Raw genomic sequence first — 18,516 nt, forward strand, 5'->3', positions numbered from 1 at the left:
TCTGCAGGCCCGACAGCTATCAAGCCATCAACAACGGCACCAACTGATCCGCATCGGTCAACGCCCCATGGTGCCCCTGCCAACGACTGGCATCACGCTCCATCTCGCTGCGAATGATCCCGCCCGCCCCGGTCGGGATCACGATAAGATCGCCGATCCGCGCCTCCGCCTGACTCAACACCACAGCGCCGAACAGCCCACTGCCAATCGCATCGGCCTTGCTCAACACCTGATAACCGTCACCCAACCGTCCACGCCAACGCTCCTGCACCCGATCCTGATGGAGCCCGCCGGTGTAGACATGCCGTGCGCGAATATCCCCGGCCAGCGCCAGCACATCCTCCTGCAACCCCGGCTCGCGGTCGAAATCCACCACTGCGGCGCTGTCCAGCGCCAGCATGCCGTGGTCCGCCGTCACCAGCAGTTGCGCGCCAGCGGGTAGCTGGCGGTAGATGCTTTCGGCCAGCCGGTCGGCGTTGCGCAGTTGCACCAGCCACTGTTCGGTGCCAGGGCCGCAGAGGTGCCCGACAAAATCCAGGTCGCCAAAATAGGCAAAGCAGAACGACGCCGCATCCAGCGTCAGGGCCTGACGCACCAGCGCCGGGTACGCCTCGTAGCCCGGCGCGCCGAGAATCTGTGCGCCTTTGTAGATCGCCCGGGTGTAGGGAGAATCGGCAAAGCGCGCCGACATCACCGTGCTGATCCGCACGCCCTGTTCGATGGCCTGTTCCCAGGCGGTTTGCGGAACGATGAACTGTTCCGGCGGCGGTGGCGCCGTGACCTGCCGTTCAGACGCGAAGGGCGAGCAGGTCCAGCTCAGCGGTGAAAACTCGCTGCCGGCATCCAGGGCAAAGCTGCAACCGACAATGCCATGAGCACCGCTGCCCAGGCCCGAGGCCAACGCCGCCAGGCTTGACGCGGTGGTCGCGGGAAAACCGACGCGGAACACCCCTTCCGGGCGCATCAGCGAGGCAAGGAACGGCGCATGCCGGGCATGCTCCTGAAGCAGGTGCTGGCCCAGCCCGTCGATCAACAACAGGCAGGTGGCGGGCGACGGCGCCAGACCGAACGGATTGCGGAAACCCTCCGCCCCCAGCCCCGACAGGATCGACTGAGTCAGACTGGCCAGCCCTGGCCACGTCAGTTCATCCGTCACTTGTGCTTGAAAAGCCATCCCTCGCCCCTCCTCCTCTGGTGAACCACAAGGTTTAGCACAGCCTGTTCGATCAGCGAACACTTATGACGCTGGCCGATTGATTCCTGTTAACCAACCGGTACATTTTAGCGGGACACTCCTCCCCGACTTTTTCCCAAGAACAACAACGGAGTCTTTACCGATGAATCTGGCCAAACCGCCCGGCATTCTCGCCGGCCTTATCGGCGCGGGCATCCAGGCCTCGCGCACCCCCGCGCTGCACGAGCACGAAGGCGCCGCTCAGGGCTTGAATTACCTTTACCGGTTGATCGACCTGGACCAGCTCAAGCTCGACAGCACGGCCCTTGAAGAACTGCTGACCGCCGCCCAGTACATGGGCTTCACCGGCCTGAACATCACCTTCCCGTGCAAGCAGGCGATCCTGCCGCTGCTCGATGAACTGTCCCCGGAAGCCCGCGGCATCGGCGCGGTCAATACCGTGGTGCTCAAGGACGGCCGCCGCATCGGCCACAACACCGATTGCCTGGGCTTCGCCGAAGGCTTCCGCCGCGGCCTGACGGATGTCTCGCGTCAGCGCGTGGTGCAGATGGGCGCCGGTGGCGCCGGCGCGGCAGTGGCTCACGCCCTGCTGAGCGAAGGCGTAGAACAACTGACGGTGTTCGATGTGGAAATCGAACGCGCCCAGGCCCTTGTGGATAACCTCAACCAGCATTTCCCGGCGGCCCCGGCGAAAGTCGGCCACGACCTGGAAAGCGCCATGGCCCAGGCCTGCGGGCTGGTCAACACCACGCCGATGGGCATGGCCAAGCTGCCGGGCATGCCGGTGCCCAAGGCGCTGCTGCGCGCGGAGTTGTGGGTTGCGGAGATCGTTTATTTCCCGCTGGAAACCGAACTGCTGCGCGAAGCCCGGGCGCTGGGCTGTCGCACGCTCAATGGCGGCACCATGGCGGTGTACCAGGCGGTCAAGGCGTTCGAGCTGTTCAGCGGCGTGCAGCCCGATCCTGAGCGGATGACCGGGCACTTCCACAGCCTGGGTAACTGAGGATCATCGCGGGCCGCGCCCGCGATGAACACATCAGGCCTGCAGGTAACGCAGGACCGACTCGCAGATCATTTCCTTGTGCCGGGCCTTCACGGCCTGGTCCTCGAAATCGATCTGGAAGATTTCACCGAAGGTGTGGCGGTTCGACACCCGGTAGAAACAGAACGAACTGATCAGCAGGTGCACATCCAGTGCATCCAGCCCCTCGCGGAACAACCCTTCGCTTGCCCCCCGAAGCAGAATCTCGTTCAGCGCCTTGAGCACCGTGTTGTTCATCGAGCGAATCGCCGAAGACTGCTTCACGAACTCGCCGTGGTGCATGTTCTCGTTGCACACGATGCGCACGAAATCGACATTGCGGTCGTGGTGATCGAAGGTGAACTCAATCAGCCGGCGGATGCCCTGGCGCGGTTCCAGTTCAGCAAGATGGAGGCTGCTTTCGGTGCTGCGGATATCGCCGTAGAGCTTCTCCAGCACCTCGACGTACAACTGCTCCTTGCTGTTGAAGTAGTAATAGATCATCCGCTTCGAGGTCTGGGTGCGCTCGGCGATGGCGTCGACGCGCGCACCGGCCAGTCCCTGATGGACGAACTCGGTGATCGCCGCCTGGAGGATGTTCTCGCGGGTTTTTTCCGGATTGTTCTTGCGACCTTTGCGTGGCGCGGTTTCGGGCGCGACGTAAAGTGCTGGAGTGGTTGTCATACGCAGCTCATGGCCTTCGATTAACCGCGCAATTATGGGCCTCGGTTGCGTCAGAAGAAAGCCTTGCAGGTGTAGGGGATTTTGCATTGACCCCATCGCGAGCGAGCTCGCTCCTACAGGGGTAAAAGGCTGTAGGAGCGAGCTTGCTCGCGATGAGCGCTCAATCGAATCAGAGCTTGGCGTGTCGCAGCCCGCCCGCCCGGGCCTTGGCCATCGCCGCCAGGCGCACCGCCACGTTCGCCGCGCCATACCCGGCATAACCATTGCGCCGCTGAATCACCTCGAAGAAGAAACGCTCCTCGAACGGTTCGGTGTAGACGTGGAACAGCTCGCCACCGTTGGCATCACGGTCATACAGCACGTTGTAATACGCCAGCTCGCTGAGGAACTCGTCGTCGAAGTCGAAACGCGCGGCCAGGTCGTCGTAGTAGTTCAGCGGAATGTCCAGCAACGCCACGCCGGCTTCCTTGGCGCGCTTGACCGCGGAGAAGATGTCCTCGCAGTCGAAGGCGATATGGTGCACGCCCGAACCACGGTAGTTGGACAGCGCATGGGAGATCGCAGTATTGCGGTTCTCGGAGATGTTCAGCGGCAGGCGAATGGTGCTGCACTTGCTGCGCAGGGCACGGCTCTTCACCAGGCCATACGGGTCGGGCAGCACCACTTCGTCGTCGGCGGTGAAGTCCAGCAGGCTCTTGTAGAACAGCACCCAGTTGTCCAGGCTGTCGGCCGGCAGGGCCATGGCCATGTGGTCGATGCGGGTCAGGCCGAGGCTGGTCGGCGCCGGCTGGCCGTTGAGGCTGAAGTCGGTGTCGTAGATGGTGCGGCCATCGACATCCTGGTCCACCAGGTAGATCAGGCTGCCGTCCGGCGCGCGCACTGCCGCCAGCTCACGCTCGTTCGGGCCGACCAGGCCGCGATAAGGTTGACCGTGATAAGCCACGGCGCGGGCCAGGGCCTTGGCGCTGTCCTTGACCCGCACGGCCGTGGCGCACAGCGACGGGCCATGGCTTTCGAAGAAGTTGTGGGCGAAAGAATAGGGCTCGGCGTTGAGGATCAGGTTGATATCGCCCTGGCGCAGCAAGCTGACGTTCTTCGAACGGTGCTGGCCAACGCGGGCGAAGCCCAGTCGCTCCAGCCAGTTGCCGAGCTTGGCGCCCAGCGCGTCGTCCACGGCGAATTCAAGGAATTCGATGCCGTCGTAAGCGCCGACCGGCGGCGTGCTGAACAGCAGGTCCGGCTCGACGGCCACTTCGGGCGCGATCTGGGCCAGACGCTCGCGGGTCTTCTCTTCCAGGTACAGCAGCGAGCGCAGGCCGTCGGCGGCGTTGGCCCGTGGCGGCGCGGCGCGGAAGCCATCGTTGAAGATTTCCAGCGACAGCGGGCCGCGATAACCGGTCTGCAGGATCGGTGCGAGGAACGCCGGCAGGTCGAATTCGCCCTGGCCGGGGAAGCAGCGGAAATGCCGACTCCACTCCAGCACGTCCATCGCCAGAATCGGCGCGTCGGCCATCTGCACGAAGAAGATCTTGTCGCCCGGAATCCTGGCGATGCCGCTCGGGTCGCCTTTGATCGAGTAGGTGTGGAAACTGTCGAGAATCATGCCCAGGCTGCGATGATCGGCCTCACGCACGATGTCCCAGACCTGTTCCCACTGGTTGACATGACGCCCCCAGGCCAGGGCTTCGTAACCGATGCGCAAATCACGGGCGCCGGCACGTTCGGCCAACAGGCGCAGGTCGTCCACCAGAATCTGCCGCTCGCCCAGAGCGTCGGCGGCGACGTTGCTGCAGACCAGCACCAGGTCAGTGCCCAGTTCCTGCATCAGGTCGAACTTGCGCTCGGCGCGGTCAAGGTTGCGCGACAGACGGTCGCGACGGCAGCCTTCGAAGTCGCGGAACGGCTGGAACAGGGTGATCGCCAGACCCAGATCAGCGCAGCGCTGGCGGATTTCCCGGGGGCTGCCGTCGTAGTACAGAAGGTCGTTTTCGAAAATCTCCACGCCGTCGAACCCGGCGGCGGCAATGGCTTCGAGCTTTTCTGGCAAAGTGCCGCTCAAGGACACGGTGGCAATCGAACGCTGCATCTTCAGTCTCCAACGGGCAGGCAGTGCCCCAACTGTGACGAATTATTGGCCGGCGCGGAAAACACCTCAACCAAAAGGTACGAACCGGTTAGTTTTGTGTGCGATTATCGCCCGAAATGCGCTGTGACGAATTGACCCTTTTTTGAGCAGTGCGCACCATTTCCATCCATGAAGCGGGTACTCATCGGCCACCTGACCGGGACGATCCTGCCAAGTAAATCAACATGCACTACGTTTTCTTGCGTCACCCAGGCTCGACCCATAAACATAAAAATACGGGTAACCCACGATGATACAAAGCTCCAGCAATCCCATTGCCCAGCCTCTGGGCAACACCCCGCACGCAGGAATGGGCGACAAGATCCGCGGCGCCATGGCCGTCGGCAAGACCCGCTGGGTCATGCTTGCCCTGGTGTTCTTCGCCACCACCCTGAACTACATCGACCGCGCCGCCCTCGGCGTCATGCAGCCCATCCTGGCCAAGGAAATGAGCTGGACGGCGATGGACTACGCCAACATCAACTTCTGGTTCCAGGTCGGCTACGCCATCGGCTTCGTGCTGCAGGGCCGGTTGATCGACAAGGTCGGCGTGAAGAAGGTGTTCTTCTGCGCCGTACTGCTCTGGAGCCTGGCTACCGGCGCCCACGGCCTGGCCACCTCGGCGGTCGGCTTCATGGTCTGCCGGTTCATTCTCGGCCTGACTGAAGCGGCCAACTACCCGGCCTGCGTCAAGACCACCCGCCTGTGGTTCCCGGCCGGTGAACGCGCCGTCGCCACCGGTATCTTCAACGCCGGCACCAACGTTGGCGCCATGTTCACGCCGATGCTGCTGCCGCTGATCCTCACCGTGTGGGGCTGGCAGGCCGCGTTCATGGCCATGGGCGCACTGGGTCTGGTCTGGGTCACGTTCTGGGGCCTGAAGTACTTCAACCCTGAAGAACACCCGACCGTGAGCAAAGCCGAGCTGGCTTACGTCCAAGGCGAAGCCGAACCTGAGCAGAAAGGCGTACCGTTCTCGCGCATCCTGCGTATGCGTGGCACCTGGGCCTTCGCCCTGGCCTACTCGATCACCGCGCCGGTGTTCTGGTTCTACCTGTACTGGCTGCCACCGTTCCTGAACCAGCAATACAGCCTGGGCATCAGCGTTACCCAAATGGGTATCCCGCTGATCGTGATCTACCTCAGTGCCGACTTCGGCAGCGTCGGCGGCGGCATCCTCTCCTCGTTCCTCATCGGACGCGGCGTGGCACCAGTCAAAGCGCGCCTGATGTCGATGGCCCTGTTCGCTGCCACCATCATCGGCGTGATCTTCGCCGCTGGCGCCAGCAGCCTGTGGGTCGCGGTACTGGCCATCTCCCTGGCAATCGCCGCGCACCAGGCCTGGACCGCCAACATCTGGAGCCTGGTGATGGACTACACGCCCAAGCACATGATGAGCACAGTGTTCGGCTTCGGCGGCATGTGCGCAGCCATCGGCGGCATGTTCATGACCCAGATCGTCGGCTACGTGCTGACCGTCACCAACAACAACTACAGCATCCTGTTCACCATGATCCCGGCGATGTACTTCATTGCCCTGACCTGGATGTACTTCATGGCACCGCGCAAAGTGCCTAAAGTCGACGTCTGATCCAACCGCTACATGACGCGGGGCCTGCCCTCTCCGGCAACGGAGCGGGGCCGGCCCCGCGGTCGTTTCAGCGCCGCCGCTGCAACCAGGCCGCCGCCAGACCGCTCAAGCAGACCACCGCGATACCGGTCATGCCCCACAGGTCCGGTCGCTGGCCGAACAGCACGATGCCCATCAACCCGGCAAACACGATCTGACAATAGCTGAACGGCGCCAGCATCGCCGGTGGTGCGTGGCGGAACGCCTGGGTCAGGAACAGGTGGGCGAGCATGCCGAAGGTGCCCAGAGCCAGAGTCATAAGGCCGTGGGTGAGGCTCGGAACGGTCCAGAAGAACGGTACCAGCAGGCTCATCACCAGAGTGTTGAACACACCGGTGAAGAAATTGCTGACGGTCGGGCTGTCGACGTCGCTGAGCTTGCGGGTGAGGATCTGATAGAAGCAGAAACAGGTCGCCGAACCGAGCGGCAGCAACACCGCCGGGGTAAACAGCGCACCACCGGGGTGCACGATCACCAGCACGCCGATGAAACTCGCCAGCACCGCCAGCCATTGCCCGCGTGTCACCCGCTCCTTGAGCAGCGGCATCGACAGCGCCGTGACCATCAGTGGCGCAAGGAAGTTGACCGCCGTCGCCTCGGCCAGCGGCAGGTACTGCAACGCCTTGGTGAACAGCAAACTGCAACCGAGCAGGCACAACGCCCGCGCCGCCTGCAGACCCGGCCGACGCGTGCGCAAGCCGCGCAAACCGGCCCGCGGCAGGAAAATCCCGAGCATCAACAAGGTGTGTACGAGGTAGCGCGCCCAGACCACCCAGACAATCGGGTAGAACCCCGAAAGGTACTTGGACATGGCGTCATGGCTGGAAAACAGAAAGGTCGCGACGACGACCAGGAGGATGCCTTTGAACGGCTGGCTGAGAGGGGGCATGGACGGGCTCGGGTCGATGATTTCGCGAAGGGCTCGGCCGAGCAAGGGTCAGGCCAGGCGGCGCCCGACCTCACCGATGCGCGGGTGACTACAGCACCTGACTGAGAACCTGGCGCGTCTTGTCCAGCGCCCACTGCGCGCGCTCCAGCGCCGAGACGCCCTGCTCCAGCAACTGCCGGGTGGGGATTTCCAGGCTCAGCGGAATGTCGGGGGAAACGCTGGTCAGCAGCCCGCGCAAGTCGCAATCGCCATCACCGGGGAAGCGCCGCTCGTTACGCGCCTGGCGCAGGATCTCGGCCATATCGTCCGGCCGCGGCCCGGCCACGTCGCACAGTTGCAGGTAGCGCATGCGCGAGGCCGGCACCTGACGCAGGTCTTCCAGGCGCGAGGCGGAACGGTCGAAATGGAAGGCGTCGACCAACACGCAGCCGTTTTCACGCCCGGCGTTCTCGACGATGCGCAGCGCCTCGGTGAGGTTCTTCGCGTCGGTCCAGGGCATGAATTCCAGGTGCGGGTAGATGCCGTATTTCGCGGCCAGGTCGCAGAGGGCGGCGAAGTTATCGGTCATCCGCGCCGGGTCCGGATCATTGCCGGCCACCAGCAGTTCGGTGGCGCCGAATTCGGCTCCGACCGCCAGCAGCGCATCGAAATCAGCGACGCGGGTTTCCGGCTTGAGGCGGAGGATTTCCACGTCCATCACCTTGATCCCGGTGTCGCGCAGGCGCTCGGCGGTCTGCCGGCGCAAATCGGCATCGCGGACCAGCGGGAAATGATGTTCTTCCGGCGTGGCCGGCTCCAGGCGCAGGCCGACATGGCTGTAGCCGGCGCGGGCGGCGACCTCGACCATTTGCGGTGGCGACAGTTCGAGGACAGTCAGGGCGGCCAGGGACAGGACTCGTTGGCTCATTGGCGGGCATCTCTTGGGGTTGTTGTTCTGGATGCGAATATTTAGAACTTGGTTCCAGTTTCAATGCAAGCAGAAAAAAGCCCATGAGCTAACAGGTCTTTCGGGCCTAATCGCTGGCAAGCCAGCTCCCACAGGGTTTTGTGGTGTGCACCGTCACTGTGGGAGCTGGCTTGCCAGCGATTAGGCCCGAAAGACCAAAGCAGAATCAGACAAACAACTCAGACGCCGGACTCGCCGCCGACAACTCCCGCGTCGTCGCCAGCAACGCCGCCGACAGCTCATGCATCCGCGCCTCGGTCATCCGCGCTGTCGGCCCGGCAATGCTCACCACGCCCACCGCATGCCCGTCGCGCGGATCCGCCACCACCGCCGCCAGCGCCGACATGCCCACCGCAGAACTCTCCACCACCCAGGCGTAGCCATGCTCACGCGCCACGCGCAGGCGCTCCAGCAGTTCGGCATTGGACTTCGGCGCGCCCGGCCCGAAATCCTCGCGCGGCCCCACGCCCTGGCGCTCCACCAGCAATAGCGCCTGGGCATCGCTGAGGCTGGCCAGCCACGCATGCCCCGACGCGCTGTAGAACAACGGCGCATCACGGCCCATGTCCGGGTCGTAGCGCAGCCCGGAGCGAGCGCCCTGGGACTTGGCGATCCAGGTCTGCCGCTCGCCGTCGATCACGCCCAGGCGCACCAGTTCGCCGCTCTGTCGCGCCAGTTCATCGAGGATCGGCTGGACGATGTCCGCGCCGCTGTTGGCCAGGTAGCGGAAGCCCTGGGCCACCAGCCGGGTGCTCAGCAGGTAGCGGCTGTTCTCCGGGTTCTGCCGCACGTAACCCAGGCGGATCAGTTCGGCGAGCATGCGGTGGGTCGCGCTTTTCGGAATGTCCAGTTGCTCGGCCAGGGCCTGCATCGGCAAACCGCGAGGTTCGCGGGTAAGGCTTTCGATAAGGCTGAGCGCGCGTTCGATCTGACTGCCGGCCATGGTCATGGTCCCTGAAAATGTTGCCGAATTCTAAAGAGCGCCGGACAAAGCGCAAACCACTGTTCGATCTTCGCCCAACTTCGCGACACAACGCTTGGCAGCGCCGAGGCGATCAGTGAATATGGAATCATGTTCCAAAAATAACAATCCAGCCTTTTCTCCGAGGACGCTCCATGACTGCCCTTCCCTTACACGCCCGCACAGTGGACTGCGATGTCCTGGTGATCGGTTCCGGCGCCGCCGGCCTCAGCGCCGCAGTAACCGCCGCCTGGCATGGGCAGAAGGTCATCGTCGTAGAGAAAGACCCGGTCTTCGGCGGCGCCACCGCCTGGTCCGGCGGCTGGATGTGGGTGCCGTGCAACCCGCTGGCGCGCCGCGCCGGCATCGTCGAGGACCGCTCGGCGCCGCGTACCTACCTGGAACACGAACTCGGCGAGCGCTTCAACGCGCCGCTGATCGACGCCTTCCTCGAAGCCGCGCCGAACATGGTGAGCTTCTTCGAGAAACACACCACCCTGCAGTTCGCCGACGGCAACGGCATTGCCGACATTCACGGCGACACGCCCGGCGCCGGCACCGGCGGCCGTTCGGTGATCGCTGCGCCCTACGACGGGCGCAAGGCCGGCAAGTTGCTCAAGCGCCTGCGCCGGACCATGCGTGAAACCTCGTTCTGGGGTATGCCGATCATGGCCGGCAAGGACCTCGGCGCCTTCCTCACCCTGACCCGCTCCTGGCGCTCGCTGCTGCACGTGACCCGGCGCATCGGCAAACACCTGATCGACCTCGCCACCCACGGTCGCGCCCTGCACCTGGTCAACGGCGTGGCCTTGATTGCGCGCCTGGCGAAATCCGCCGAAGACCTCGGCGTGCTGCTCTGGGAGTCGGCGCCAGCCCGACGCCTGCTGCATGAGAATGGCCGGGTCAGCGGCGCGGTGGTGCAGACCGCCAGCGGCGAAGTGACCATCAACGCCCGCGCCGTGGTCCTCGCCGCTGGCGGCTTCCCCAACGACATCGAACGCCGCAAGGCAATGTTCCCGCGCACGCCCAGCGGCCACGAACACCTGGCCCTGCCGCCGCTCGCCGCCAATGGCGACGGCCTGCGCCTGGGCGAGAGCGCCGGCGGCCGGGTCGCCGACGACCTGCACTGCGCGGTGGCCTGGGCGCCGGTGTCGAAGGTGCCGTACAAGGACGGCAGCGCCGGGCATTTCCCGCACATCATCGAACGCGGCAAGCCGGGGATTATCGGTGTGCTGAGCAACGGTCAGCGCTTCGTCAACGAGGCCGGTGGCTACTACGACTACGTCAGCGCCATGGTCGCCGCCGCGCTGGGCGAGAAGGTCGAGTCCTGGCTGATCTGCGACCACACCTTCCAGCGCCGCTACGGCCTGGGCATCGCCCGCCCGTTCCCGCTGCCGACCTCGGCGCTGGTGCGCAACGGCTACCTCAAACGCGCGGACAGCCTGCACGACCTGGCCAACCAATGCGGCATCGACGCCCGCGGCCTGCTCGACACCGTCAGCGAATACAACCGCCACGCCGAGCGCGGCGAAGACCCGCAGTTCGGGCGCGGCACCACCCTCTACAACCGCAAACAAGGCGACGCCCTGCACGGCCCCAACCCGTGCGTGGCGCCCATCGAGAAAGGCCCGTTCTACGCGGTCAAGGTCGAGCCCGGTTGCTTCGGCACCTTCGCCGGGCTGCGCACCAACGAACACGCGCAAGTGCTGGACGCCAGTCAGCAGCCCATCGAAGGCCTCTACGCTGCGGGTTGCGACATGGCCAGCATCATGGGCGGGCATTACCCCGCCGGCGGCATCAACCTCGGCCCGGCGGCGACCTTCGGCTACATCGCCGCACGCCATATCAGCGGCGTCAGCGCCTACGAGTGATCAGTTGAAGCGCTGCCCGGAAATCGCCGGGTGATAGATCGGCTGAACCTTGTTCCCCGCAGGGTCCAGCAGGTGGAAGCTCCAGGTGCCATCGCCATGGGCGAACGGCGTGTCCAGCAGGGTCACGCCGCACTCTTTGAGATAGCCGTACCAGGCGTGCAATTCGTCCAGGCTGTCGACCACGAAACCATAATGATCCACCGCCTGTGCCCCGCTGCTGGGTGCGAAGGCGCGGCCCAGCGACAGGTTGTCGTTACCGCAGGTGAGGTAGACCAGGTCTTCGTGAGCGCGGTGCAGCACCTCCATCCCCAACACATCCACATAGAAGCGCTCACAGACTTCAAGGTTCGGCACCAGGATCGCGATATGACGCAGGCCGTTGAGGCGGCTTGGACGAACAGGCATGGTTTCGGCTCCGTTTTTGTATACAATTTTTCGCAAATATAAGACAAAACGGAGTTCGACGTGTACAGCCTTCTACTCAAGACCCAGCTTCAGCCCGGTAGCCTGGAGCAATTCATGGATGCGATGAGCGTCAATGCCGCCCGTTCGGTGCGCGACGAACCGGGGTGTCTGGTGTTCGATGTGGTGCGGGACAGGAGTGCGCCGGATCTGGTCTGGCTGTATGAGGTGTACACGGATGAGGCGGCCTTCGAGGCCCATCTGCTGACGCCGCATTTCCTCGCCAGCCGGCCACTGGTGGACCCGCTGATCGTGCGGCAGGAGGTAATCGAGGGGGATGTGCTGGCGTTCAATGCCACGCGGGGATGACAGGTATTTGGGACCGCAAAGCGGTCCCAAAAACGAAGACTCCGATCAGAAATCGAAGAACACCGTCTCGCCCTCACCCTGAATCCGGATATCAAAGCGATACGCCGTCTTCCCGTTCAGCTCGCAACGCTTGGCCACCAGGGTGGCACGACGCTGTGGCTGCTCGATCAGGTTCAGCACCGGATCCTTGGCGTTCGCCTCGGCTTCGTCATCGAAGTACAGGCGGGTCTGCAGGTGGATGTTGATCCCCCGGGCAAACAGGCTGACGTTGATGTGCGGCGCCATCGGCACGCCGGCGGCGTTGTTCGCTACGCCCGGCTTGACGGTGTGCATGGTCCACTCGCCTTCGTCGAAGGTGGTGGCGGTGCGGCCGAAACCGTTGAACGCATTTTCCAGGTTGTAATCGGTGTTGTAGGCGCCGGTGTGGTCGGCCTGCCAGAACTCCACGAAGGAGTCGCGGACCAGGTGACCATTACCGTCATAGACGTTGCCGAACACCACGATGTGCTCGCCCGGCGCGCCTTCGCGGGCCATCTGGCTCCAGATTTCCTGGTTGCGGGGCGGGTTACCGGCGGCCGCCAGGGCCAGGCCGATGTGGACGTAAGGGCCGGCGGTCTGCGAAGGGGTTTCCGGCAGCAGTTCGATAGGCATGACTGGACTCCTCTCAGCGGTTTTCGAAGTGGGTCTTGCGCTCGCCGCGCAACACGATGTCGAAGCGGTACGCCAGGCAATCCATCGGATTGGCGTTACCCATGTCCAGGCGCGCGATCAGGCGCTGGATGGCGTCCGGATTGGCGATGGACTTGACGATCGGGCACAGCGGGATCAGCGGGTCACCTTCGAAATACAGCTGGGTGATCAGACGCGTGGAGATCGACGGGCCGCTGATCGACACGTGGATGTGCGCCGGACGCCAGTCGTTCGGGCCGTTGCGCCATGGGTACGGGCCCGGCTTGATGGTGCGGAAGCTGTAGAAACCTTCGCTGTCGGTCAGTGCACGGCCAACACCACCGAAGTTGGGGTCCAGCGGCGCCAGGTAGCGGTCGTTCTTGTGGCGATAGCGGCCGCCAGCGTTGGCCTGCCACATTTCAACCAGCGTGTTGGGAATCGGCTTACCGTATTGATCGAAAACACGACCAGCAACGATGATTCGCTCGCCGACAGGCAGGCCGCCGTTGTTGAAGTTCAGCAGCAGGTCGTTGTCGTGCTCACCGAACCCCAGGTGGGAAAAGTTCGGGCCGGTGCTTTCGCTGATGGACTGCGGAATGCTGACCAGCGCCTGGCTCGGCGAGCGGGCGATGGAGGTTTTGTAGTCCGGGGTGAAGGCTTTTGGATGCCAGTTTCGATCACGGATAACGAAGCGACTGGTGTCTGTAGCAGACATGCCGTTCTCCTGTTCTTGGATTTATGGAGAGCCCGATCAGGACGGGCGAGGTGGTGTGACAAAGTGTCTCGCGGACCCGCCCCGGCGAATACTGAAAAGAACACTGACAGACATAACCATTTGGTTATGAATAGCGACAAGGCTCCCTCGACCAAGGGCCGTGGGCTAACCTTTCATGGCAATAAATCCACCGGGAGACACAACCCATGCAATGGCGAAAAGGCAGACGCAGCGACAACGTGGTCGATGCACGGGGCGACAGCCCGGGCGGCGCGCGCTTCGGCGGCGGCAAGGGCCTCACCCTCGGCGCGGTGGTGCTGATCGTCGGTATCGGTCTGCTCACCGGGCAGGACCCGATGCAGATCCTCGGCCAGCTCGCCGGACAAATGGAACAAGGCGCCCCGACACAAACCCGGACCGGCCAGAAGCCGGCGGCCAATGACGAAGGCAGCCAGTTCGTCGCCAGCATCCTCGGCGACACCGAAGACACCTGGCGGGCGCTCTTCGCCCAGGCCGGCAAGCAATACAAGGACCCGAAACTGGTGCTGTTCAGCGGCCAGGTGAAATCCGCCTGCGGCTTCGCCACCTCGGCCACCGGCCCGTTCTACTGCCCGGCGGACCAGCAGGTGTACCTGGACATGAGCTTCTTCCGCGAAATGGAGCAGCGCTTCGCCGCCGCCGGCGACTTCGCCCAGGCCTACGTGATCGCCCACGAGGTCGGCCACCATGTGCAGACGCTGCTGGGCGTCTCGGCCAAGGTCGACGCGGCGCGGCGCAGCGGCCAGCGGGTCGAGGGCGCCAACGGCCTGCTGGTGCGCCAGGAGTTGCAGGCCGACTGCCTCGCCGGGGTCTGGGCCTATCAGGCGCAACAACGGCACAACTGGCTGGAACCGGGCGACATCGAAGAAGCCCTCAACGCCGCCAACGCCATCGGCGACGACCGCCTGCAGCAACAGGGTCAGGGCCGCGTGGTCCCCGACTCGTTCACCCATGGCACCTCGGCGCAGAGGGTGCGCTGGTTCAAGGCCGGTTTCGGCAAGGGTGATATCAACCAGTGCGACACCTTCAACGCCAAGGCGCTCTGATAATCCCCCCCGGAAATACCCCTTCTTTTTCCATCCACAGCCCCGCACTTGCGGGGCTTGTCACATTTTGTTGAGTGTTTTTGTCGGTTTTACTGAAAAAGCGTTTCAGCTCCCCGTCTTATCGCCGATAAAAGCTCCTCAACATCCGCTGGCCTCCAAGAAAAACAAATCATCAGCGACCCGATTACACCTTTTCCTGGAGGGAACCCATGAATAGTTGGTTTGCCAACATCAGCGTCAACCTGAAACTCGGCCTGGGCTTCGGCCTGGTCCTGCTGCTGACCGCCTTGCTTGCACTGACCGGCTGGAACAGCCTCGACAGCCTGATCCAGCGCAGCAACTGGATGAGCGACATCACCCGCCTCAACAGCGACCTGACCAACCTTCGGGTCGCGCGCCTGCAATACATGCTGGCCAACGGCGACGACGACGCCGCCGGTAATGTGCAGGTCAAGCTCAATGAGTTCAGCCAGCAACAGCAACGCCTGCTGAAGACCTTCAAGAGCCCGGAAAACGTCAAGCTGCTGGAAGAACAGGCGCAGATCATCAGCGCCTATCAGGTGTCGCTGAACAAGATGCGCGCCACCTACAAGGCCAGCGCAAGCGCCCGCGGCGACCTGGAAACCACCGCCGCCACCGCCCTGCAACTGATCGAGGGCATCAACCGCGACGTGCTCGCCCAGTCGGACAGCGACTCCGCCCGCCTGGAGCAATACCGCGCCGCCAGCGCCGCCAAGGAGCAACTGCTGCTGGTGCGCCTGGAAGTCCGCGGCTACATCGCCGACAACACCGCACAAAGCGAACAGACCGCCCTGCGCCAACTGGACAGCGCGCTGGATCAGGCCCGCCAGTTGAGCCGCGCCCTGCCCAACGAAACCGCGCGTATCCAACAGTTCGAAGCGGCCTTGAGCGGCTATCGCGATGCCCTCAACCGCTACAAAAACGCCATTGCCGACATCGGCGTGGCGCGTCAGGAAATGACCGCGCAGGGCTACGACATCGTCAATCGCAGCGAAGCCCTCTACAAGATTCAACTCGAGCGCCGCGACGCCGAAAGTGCCCAGGCCAGCACCCTGCAACTGATCGCGACCCTGCTGGCCCTGCTCACCGGCATCGTTGCCGCAGTACTGATTACCCGCCAGATCACCCGTCCGCTGCGCCAGACCCTGGACGTGGTCGAGCGCATTGCCGCCGGCGACCTGACCCACGAACTGCGTGTCACCCGCCGCGACGAAATGGGCGTGCTGCAACAAGGCATCCAGCGCATGGGCACGACCCTGCGCGAGTTGATCAGCGGCATCCGTGACGGCGTCACGCAAATCGCCAGCGCTGCCGAAGAACTCTCTGCTGTGACCGAACAGACCAGCGCCGGCGCCAACAACCAGAAAGTCGAGACCGACCAGGTCGCCACCGCCATGCATGAAATGGCGACCACCGTGCAGGAAGTCGCGCGCAACGCCGAGCACGCGTCCGAAGCCGCAACCGACGCCGACAAGCAGGCCCGGGCGGGTGATCAGGTGGTGTCGCAAGCCATCGCCCAGATTGAGAAACTCGCAGGCGAAGTGGAGCGCTCCACCCAGGCCATGGCGCAGTTGCAGCAGGAAAGCCAGAAGATCGGCAGCGTCATGGACGTGATCAAGTCGGTGGCTGAACAGACCAACCTGCTGGCTCTCAACGCCGCCATCGAAGCGGCCCGTGCCGGCGAGGCCGGACGTGGTTTCGCGGTGGTCGCGGATGAAGTCCGCGGGCTGGCCCAGCGCACCCAGAAATCCACCGAAGAAATCGAGGAACTGGTCGCGGGCCTGCAGAGCGGTACCCAGCAGGTGGCCAACATCATGCTCGGCAGCCGCAGCCTGACCGACAGCGGCGTCGAACTGACGCGCAAGGCCGGCACCTCACTGGAAAGCATCACCCGCGTGGTGTCCGACATCCAGTCGATGAACCAGCAGATCGCCGCAGCAGCCGAACAGCAGAGCGCCGTGGCCGAAGAAATCAGCCGCAGCATCCTCAGCGTGCGGGATGTGTCGGAACAGACAGCGGCGGCGAGCGATGAGACGGCGGCGTCCAGTGTCGAGCTGGCGCGGCTGGGGAATCAGTTGCAGTTGATGGTGAGTCACTTCCGGGTGTGAGTCATAGGGCCGCTTTGCGGCCGCTATCACTCAATCGCTGCGGTTCGGCGCCCCGACAAGCCAGCTCAAATCCCTGTGGGAGCTGGCTTGTCGGGGCGCCGAACCGCAGCGATTGAGGCCCAAAAAATCAACGCTGATTTCAGGGCCTTTCCGCTTACTTGACCACCTGCCCCACCCCTCTCCCGCGCGGATCCGAAGCCGTCTCCAGCGTGCTCCCGATCACCCGGATCGCTTGCACATCGCCCATCTCCCAACCCTGGTCCTCAAGGGTGTAGCCCATCTTCTTCAGCTCTTGCGCCACCTCACCGGTGAGCGGTGCATAAGCGTCGAAATAGATGGTGTCCTTGGGCAGCAACTGGTGATGCACCCGCTGCGCCGCGACGGCTTTTTCCAGCGGCAGGTTGAAGTCATACAGGTTGTTCAGCACCTGGAAGATCGAGGTGAAAATCCGCGAACCGCCCGGCGTGCCCAGCACCAGCGTGACCTGTCCATCGCGGGTCACCAGGCTCGGGCTCATGGACGACAGCATGCGCTTGCCCGGTTCGATGGCATTGGCATCGCCGCCCACCACACCAAAGGCGTTGGCCACTCCCGGCTTGGAGCTGAAATCATCCATTTCGTCGTTGAGCAGGAAGCCCGCGCCCTTGACCACCATGCCGCTGCCGTAGTCCCAGTTCAGGGTGTAGGTGTTGCTCACCGCGTTGCCCTGGTTGTCGACGATGGAGAAGTGGGTGGTCTGGTGCGGCTCCAGCCCCGGACGGACTTTCTCGGTCTCGGAAATCGCATTCGGGTTGACCTCCTTGGCCCGCCGCGCCAGGTACTCAGGCGCCACCAGTTCCGCCACCGGCACCTTGGCGAAGGCCGGGTCGCCGAGGTAATCGGCACGGTCGGCGAACACCCGTTTTTCGATCTCGGCCAGCAGGTGGATGTAGCGCGCCGAGTTCAGCTCAACGCCTTTGAAGTCCGCCGCGCGCTCTTCCTTGATGCCCAGCAGTTGGGCCAGGGCGATACCGCCCGAGCTGGGCAGAGGCGCGGTGTAGACCGTGTTGCCACGCCAGTCGATGCGCATCGGCTCGCGCCATACCGCCTTGTAATCCTTGAGGTCGTCCTTGCTGATCAGGCCGTTGCTGGCCTGCATCTGCGCCACCAGCAGGTCGGCGGTCTTGCCCTGGTAGAACTCGCTGACGCCCTTGTCGGCGATGCGCTCCAGGGTTTGCGCCAGCTCCGGCTGCTTGAAGGTCTCGCCGACCTTCATCTGGCCGAAGTAGTCGTTGAAGTTGGTGCTGTCCTTGAACAACCCCAGCGCATCTTCGCGGTACTGGTACTGCTTGGCGGCGACCTTGAAGCCGTTCTTCGCGTAGCCCACCGCCGGGGTCAGCAATTCGGACCAAGGCAACTTGCCAAACTTCTGGTGCGCCTCCCACAAGCCCATCACCGTACCCGGCACACCAGCAGCGCGGGCGCCGACCAGGCTCAGGTTTTCGATGATCTCGCCCTTCTCGTCCAGGTACATGTTGCGCGTAGCGGCCTTTGGCGCCACTTCGCGGTAGTCGAGGAAGTACGCTTTGCCATCCACGTACAGGGTCATGAACCCGCCGCCACCGATGTTGCCCGCTTCGGGGTAGGTGACCGCGAGGGTGAAGGCCGTGGCGACTGCGGCGTCTACCGCGTTGCCGCCCTTTTTGAGGATGTCGGCGGCAACCTGCGCGCCATATTGATCGGGAGCGGCAACGGCGCCGCCTTCGAGGGTGACTGCATAAGCCGATGCGCTGGCGAGAATCGCCGCACCGAGGCCCAAGGTTCGAAAAATCACAACGCGCATAAA

Annotated in this window: 16 protein-coding genes and 1 pseudogene; 7 read left to right on the forward strand and 10 right to left on the reverse strand. The window is 63.8% G+C overall.

Annotation, left to right across the window (positions count from 1 at the left end; translation table 11 throughout):
• Window positions 1–19: 19 nt before the first annotated feature.
• On the reverse strand, window positions 20–1,174 hold the full coding sequence (locus tag DM374_RS17500; RefSeq protein WP_110970997.1) for an alkaline phosphatase family protein: 1,155 nt from the start codon (window positions 1,172–1,174) through the stop codon (window positions 20–22).
• 163 nt (window positions 1,175–1,337) lie between these two features.
• Here DM374_RS17500 and DM374_RS17505 point away from each other — a divergent pair, with 163 nt between their 5' ends.
• The gene (locus DM374_RS17505; RefSeq protein ID WP_110970998.1) at window positions 1,338–2,198 is read left to right on the forward strand and encodes a shikimate dehydrogenase; all 861 of its coding nucleotides are present in this window, start codon (window positions 1,338–1,340) and stop codon (window positions 2,196–2,198) included.
• A 33-nt stretch (window positions 2,199–2,231) separates the two neighbouring features.
• On the opposite strand, the gene DM374_RS17510 is transcribed toward DM374_RS17505, so the two are convergent.
• Entirely contained in the window at window positions 2,232–2,900 is a 669-nt protein-coding gene (locus DM374_RS17510; RefSeq protein ID WP_110970999.1) for a TetR/AcrR family transcriptional regulator, read from the reverse strand.
• Between the two features lie 169 nt (window positions 2,901–3,069).
• Window positions 3,070–4,986: a 3-dehydroshikimate dehydratase QuiC gene (quiC, locus tag DM374_RS17515; protein WP_110971000.1), complete on the reverse strand. Its 1,917-nt coding sequence runs from the start codon at window positions 4,984–4,986 to the stop codon at window positions 3,070–3,072.
• A 289-nt stretch (window positions 4,987–5,275) separates the two neighbouring features.
• On the opposite strand from quiC, the gene DM374_RS17520 reads away from it, so the two are divergent.
• Window positions 5,276–6,616, forward strand: a complete 1,341-nt coding sequence (locus DM374_RS17520) for an MFS transporter (protein ID WP_110971001.1) — start codon at window positions 5,276–5,278, stop codon at window positions 6,614–6,616.
• A gap of 67 nt (window positions 6,617–6,683) precedes the next feature.
• Here DM374_RS17520 and DM374_RS17525 read toward each other — a convergent pair whose 3' ends face one another.
• The 3 genes from DM374_RS17525 to DM374_RS17535 all read right to left on the reverse strand — a co-directional run bounded on the left by DM374_RS17525 (window position 6,684) and on the right by DM374_RS17535 (window position 9,433).
• The gene (locus tag DM374_RS17525; RefSeq protein ID WP_110971002.1) at window positions 6,684–7,544 is read right to left on the reverse strand and encodes a DMT family transporter; all 861 of its coding nucleotides are present in this window, start codon (window positions 7,542–7,544) and stop codon (window positions 6,684–6,686) included.
• Between the two features lie 88 nt (window positions 7,545–7,632).
• The gene (locus DM374_RS17530; RefSeq protein ID WP_110971003.1) at window positions 7,633–8,451 is read right to left on the reverse strand and encodes a sugar phosphate isomerase/epimerase family protein; all 819 of its coding nucleotides are present in this window, start codon (window positions 8,449–8,451) and stop codon (window positions 7,633–7,635) included.
• Between the two features lie 205 nt (window positions 8,452–8,656).
• Window positions 8,657–9,433, reverse strand: coding sequence for an IclR family transcriptional regulator (locus DM374_RS17535; protein WP_110971004.1), 777 nt, complete (start codon window positions 9,431–9,433; stop codon window positions 8,657–8,659).
• A gap of 173 nt (window positions 9,434–9,606) precedes the next feature.
• Here DM374_RS17535 and DM374_RS17540 point away from each other — a divergent pair, with 173 nt between their 5' ends.
• On the forward strand, window positions 9,607–11,322 hold the full coding sequence (locus DM374_RS17540) for an FAD-dependent oxidoreductase (protein ID WP_110971005.1): 1,716 nt from the start codon (window positions 9,607–9,609) through the stop codon (window positions 11,320–11,322).
• Here DM374_RS17540 and DM374_RS17545 read toward each other — a convergent pair whose 3' ends face one another.
• Window positions 11,323–11,727: a VOC family protein gene (locus DM374_RS17545; RefSeq protein WP_095159929.1), complete on the reverse strand. Its 405-nt coding sequence runs from the start codon at window positions 11,725–11,727 to the stop codon at window positions 11,323–11,325.
• Between the two features lie 60 nt (window positions 11,728–11,787).
• On the opposite strand from DM374_RS17545, the gene DM374_RS17550 reads away from it, so the two are divergent.
• Window positions 11,788–12,093, forward strand: coding sequence for a putative quinol monooxygenase (locus DM374_RS17550; RefSeq protein ID WP_110971006.1), 306 nt, complete (start codon window positions 11,788–11,790; stop codon window positions 12,091–12,093).
• A gap of 45 nt (window positions 12,094–12,138) precedes the next feature.
• Here the strand turns inward: DM374_RS17550 and pcaG are convergent, their stop codons facing one another.
• Both pcaG and pcaH read right to left on the reverse strand, forming a co-directional pair.
• Window positions 12,139–12,744 carry a protocatechuate 3,4-dioxygenase subunit alpha gene (pcaG, locus tag DM374_RS17555; protein ID WP_110971007.1) on the reverse strand — a complete coding sequence of 202 codons (606 nt, stop codon included), beginning with the start codon at window positions 12,742–12,744 and terminating at the stop codon, window positions 12,139–12,141.
• 13 nt (window positions 12,745–12,757) lie between these two features.
• On the reverse strand, window positions 12,758–13,477 hold the full coding sequence (gene pcaH, locus DM374_RS17560) for a protocatechuate 3,4-dioxygenase subunit beta (protein WP_110971008.1): 720 nt from the start codon (window positions 13,475–13,477) through the stop codon (window positions 12,758–12,760).
• Between the two features lie 206 nt (window positions 13,478–13,683).
• On the opposite strand from pcaH, the gene ypfJ reads away from it, so the two are divergent.
• From ypfJ to DM374_RS34360, 3 genes and pseudogenes are all read left to right on the forward strand, one after another.
• Complete coding sequence (gene ypfJ / locus DM374_RS17565) at window positions 13,684–14,562, forward strand: KPN_02809 family neutral zinc metallopeptidase (RefSeq protein ID WP_110971009.1); 879 nt, start codon at window positions 13,684–13,686, stop codon at window positions 14,560–14,562.
• A gap of 344 nt (window positions 14,563–14,906) precedes the next feature.
• Window positions 14,907–15,836, forward strand: a pseudogene (locus tag DM374_RS34355) (methyl-accepting chemotaxis protein); the annotation flags it as partial.
• Complete coding sequence (locus tag DM374_RS34360) at window positions 15,828–16,691, forward strand: methyl-accepting chemotaxis protein (RefSeq protein ID WP_371864354.1); 864 nt, start codon at window positions 15,828–15,830, stop codon at window positions 16,689–16,691. The pseudogene DM374_RS34355 and the gene DM374_RS34360, both read left to right, overlap by 9 nt.
• 154 nt (window positions 16,692–16,845) lie before the next feature.
• Here the strand turns inward: DM374_RS34360 and ggt are convergent, their stop codons facing one another.
• Complete coding sequence (ggt, locus tag DM374_RS17575) at window positions 16,846–18,513, reverse strand: gamma-glutamyltransferase (protein ID WP_110971011.1); 1,668 nt, start codon at window positions 18,511–18,513, stop codon at window positions 16,846–16,848.
• Window positions 18,514–18,516: the final 3 nt, after the last annotated feature.

Origin of the sequence: Pseudomonas huaxiensis, assembly GCF_003231275.1 — a bacterium.
Taxonomy (GTDB): domain Bacteria; phylum Pseudomonadota; class Gammaproteobacteria; order Pseudomonadales; family Pseudomonadaceae; genus Aquipseudomonas; species Aquipseudomonas huaxiensis.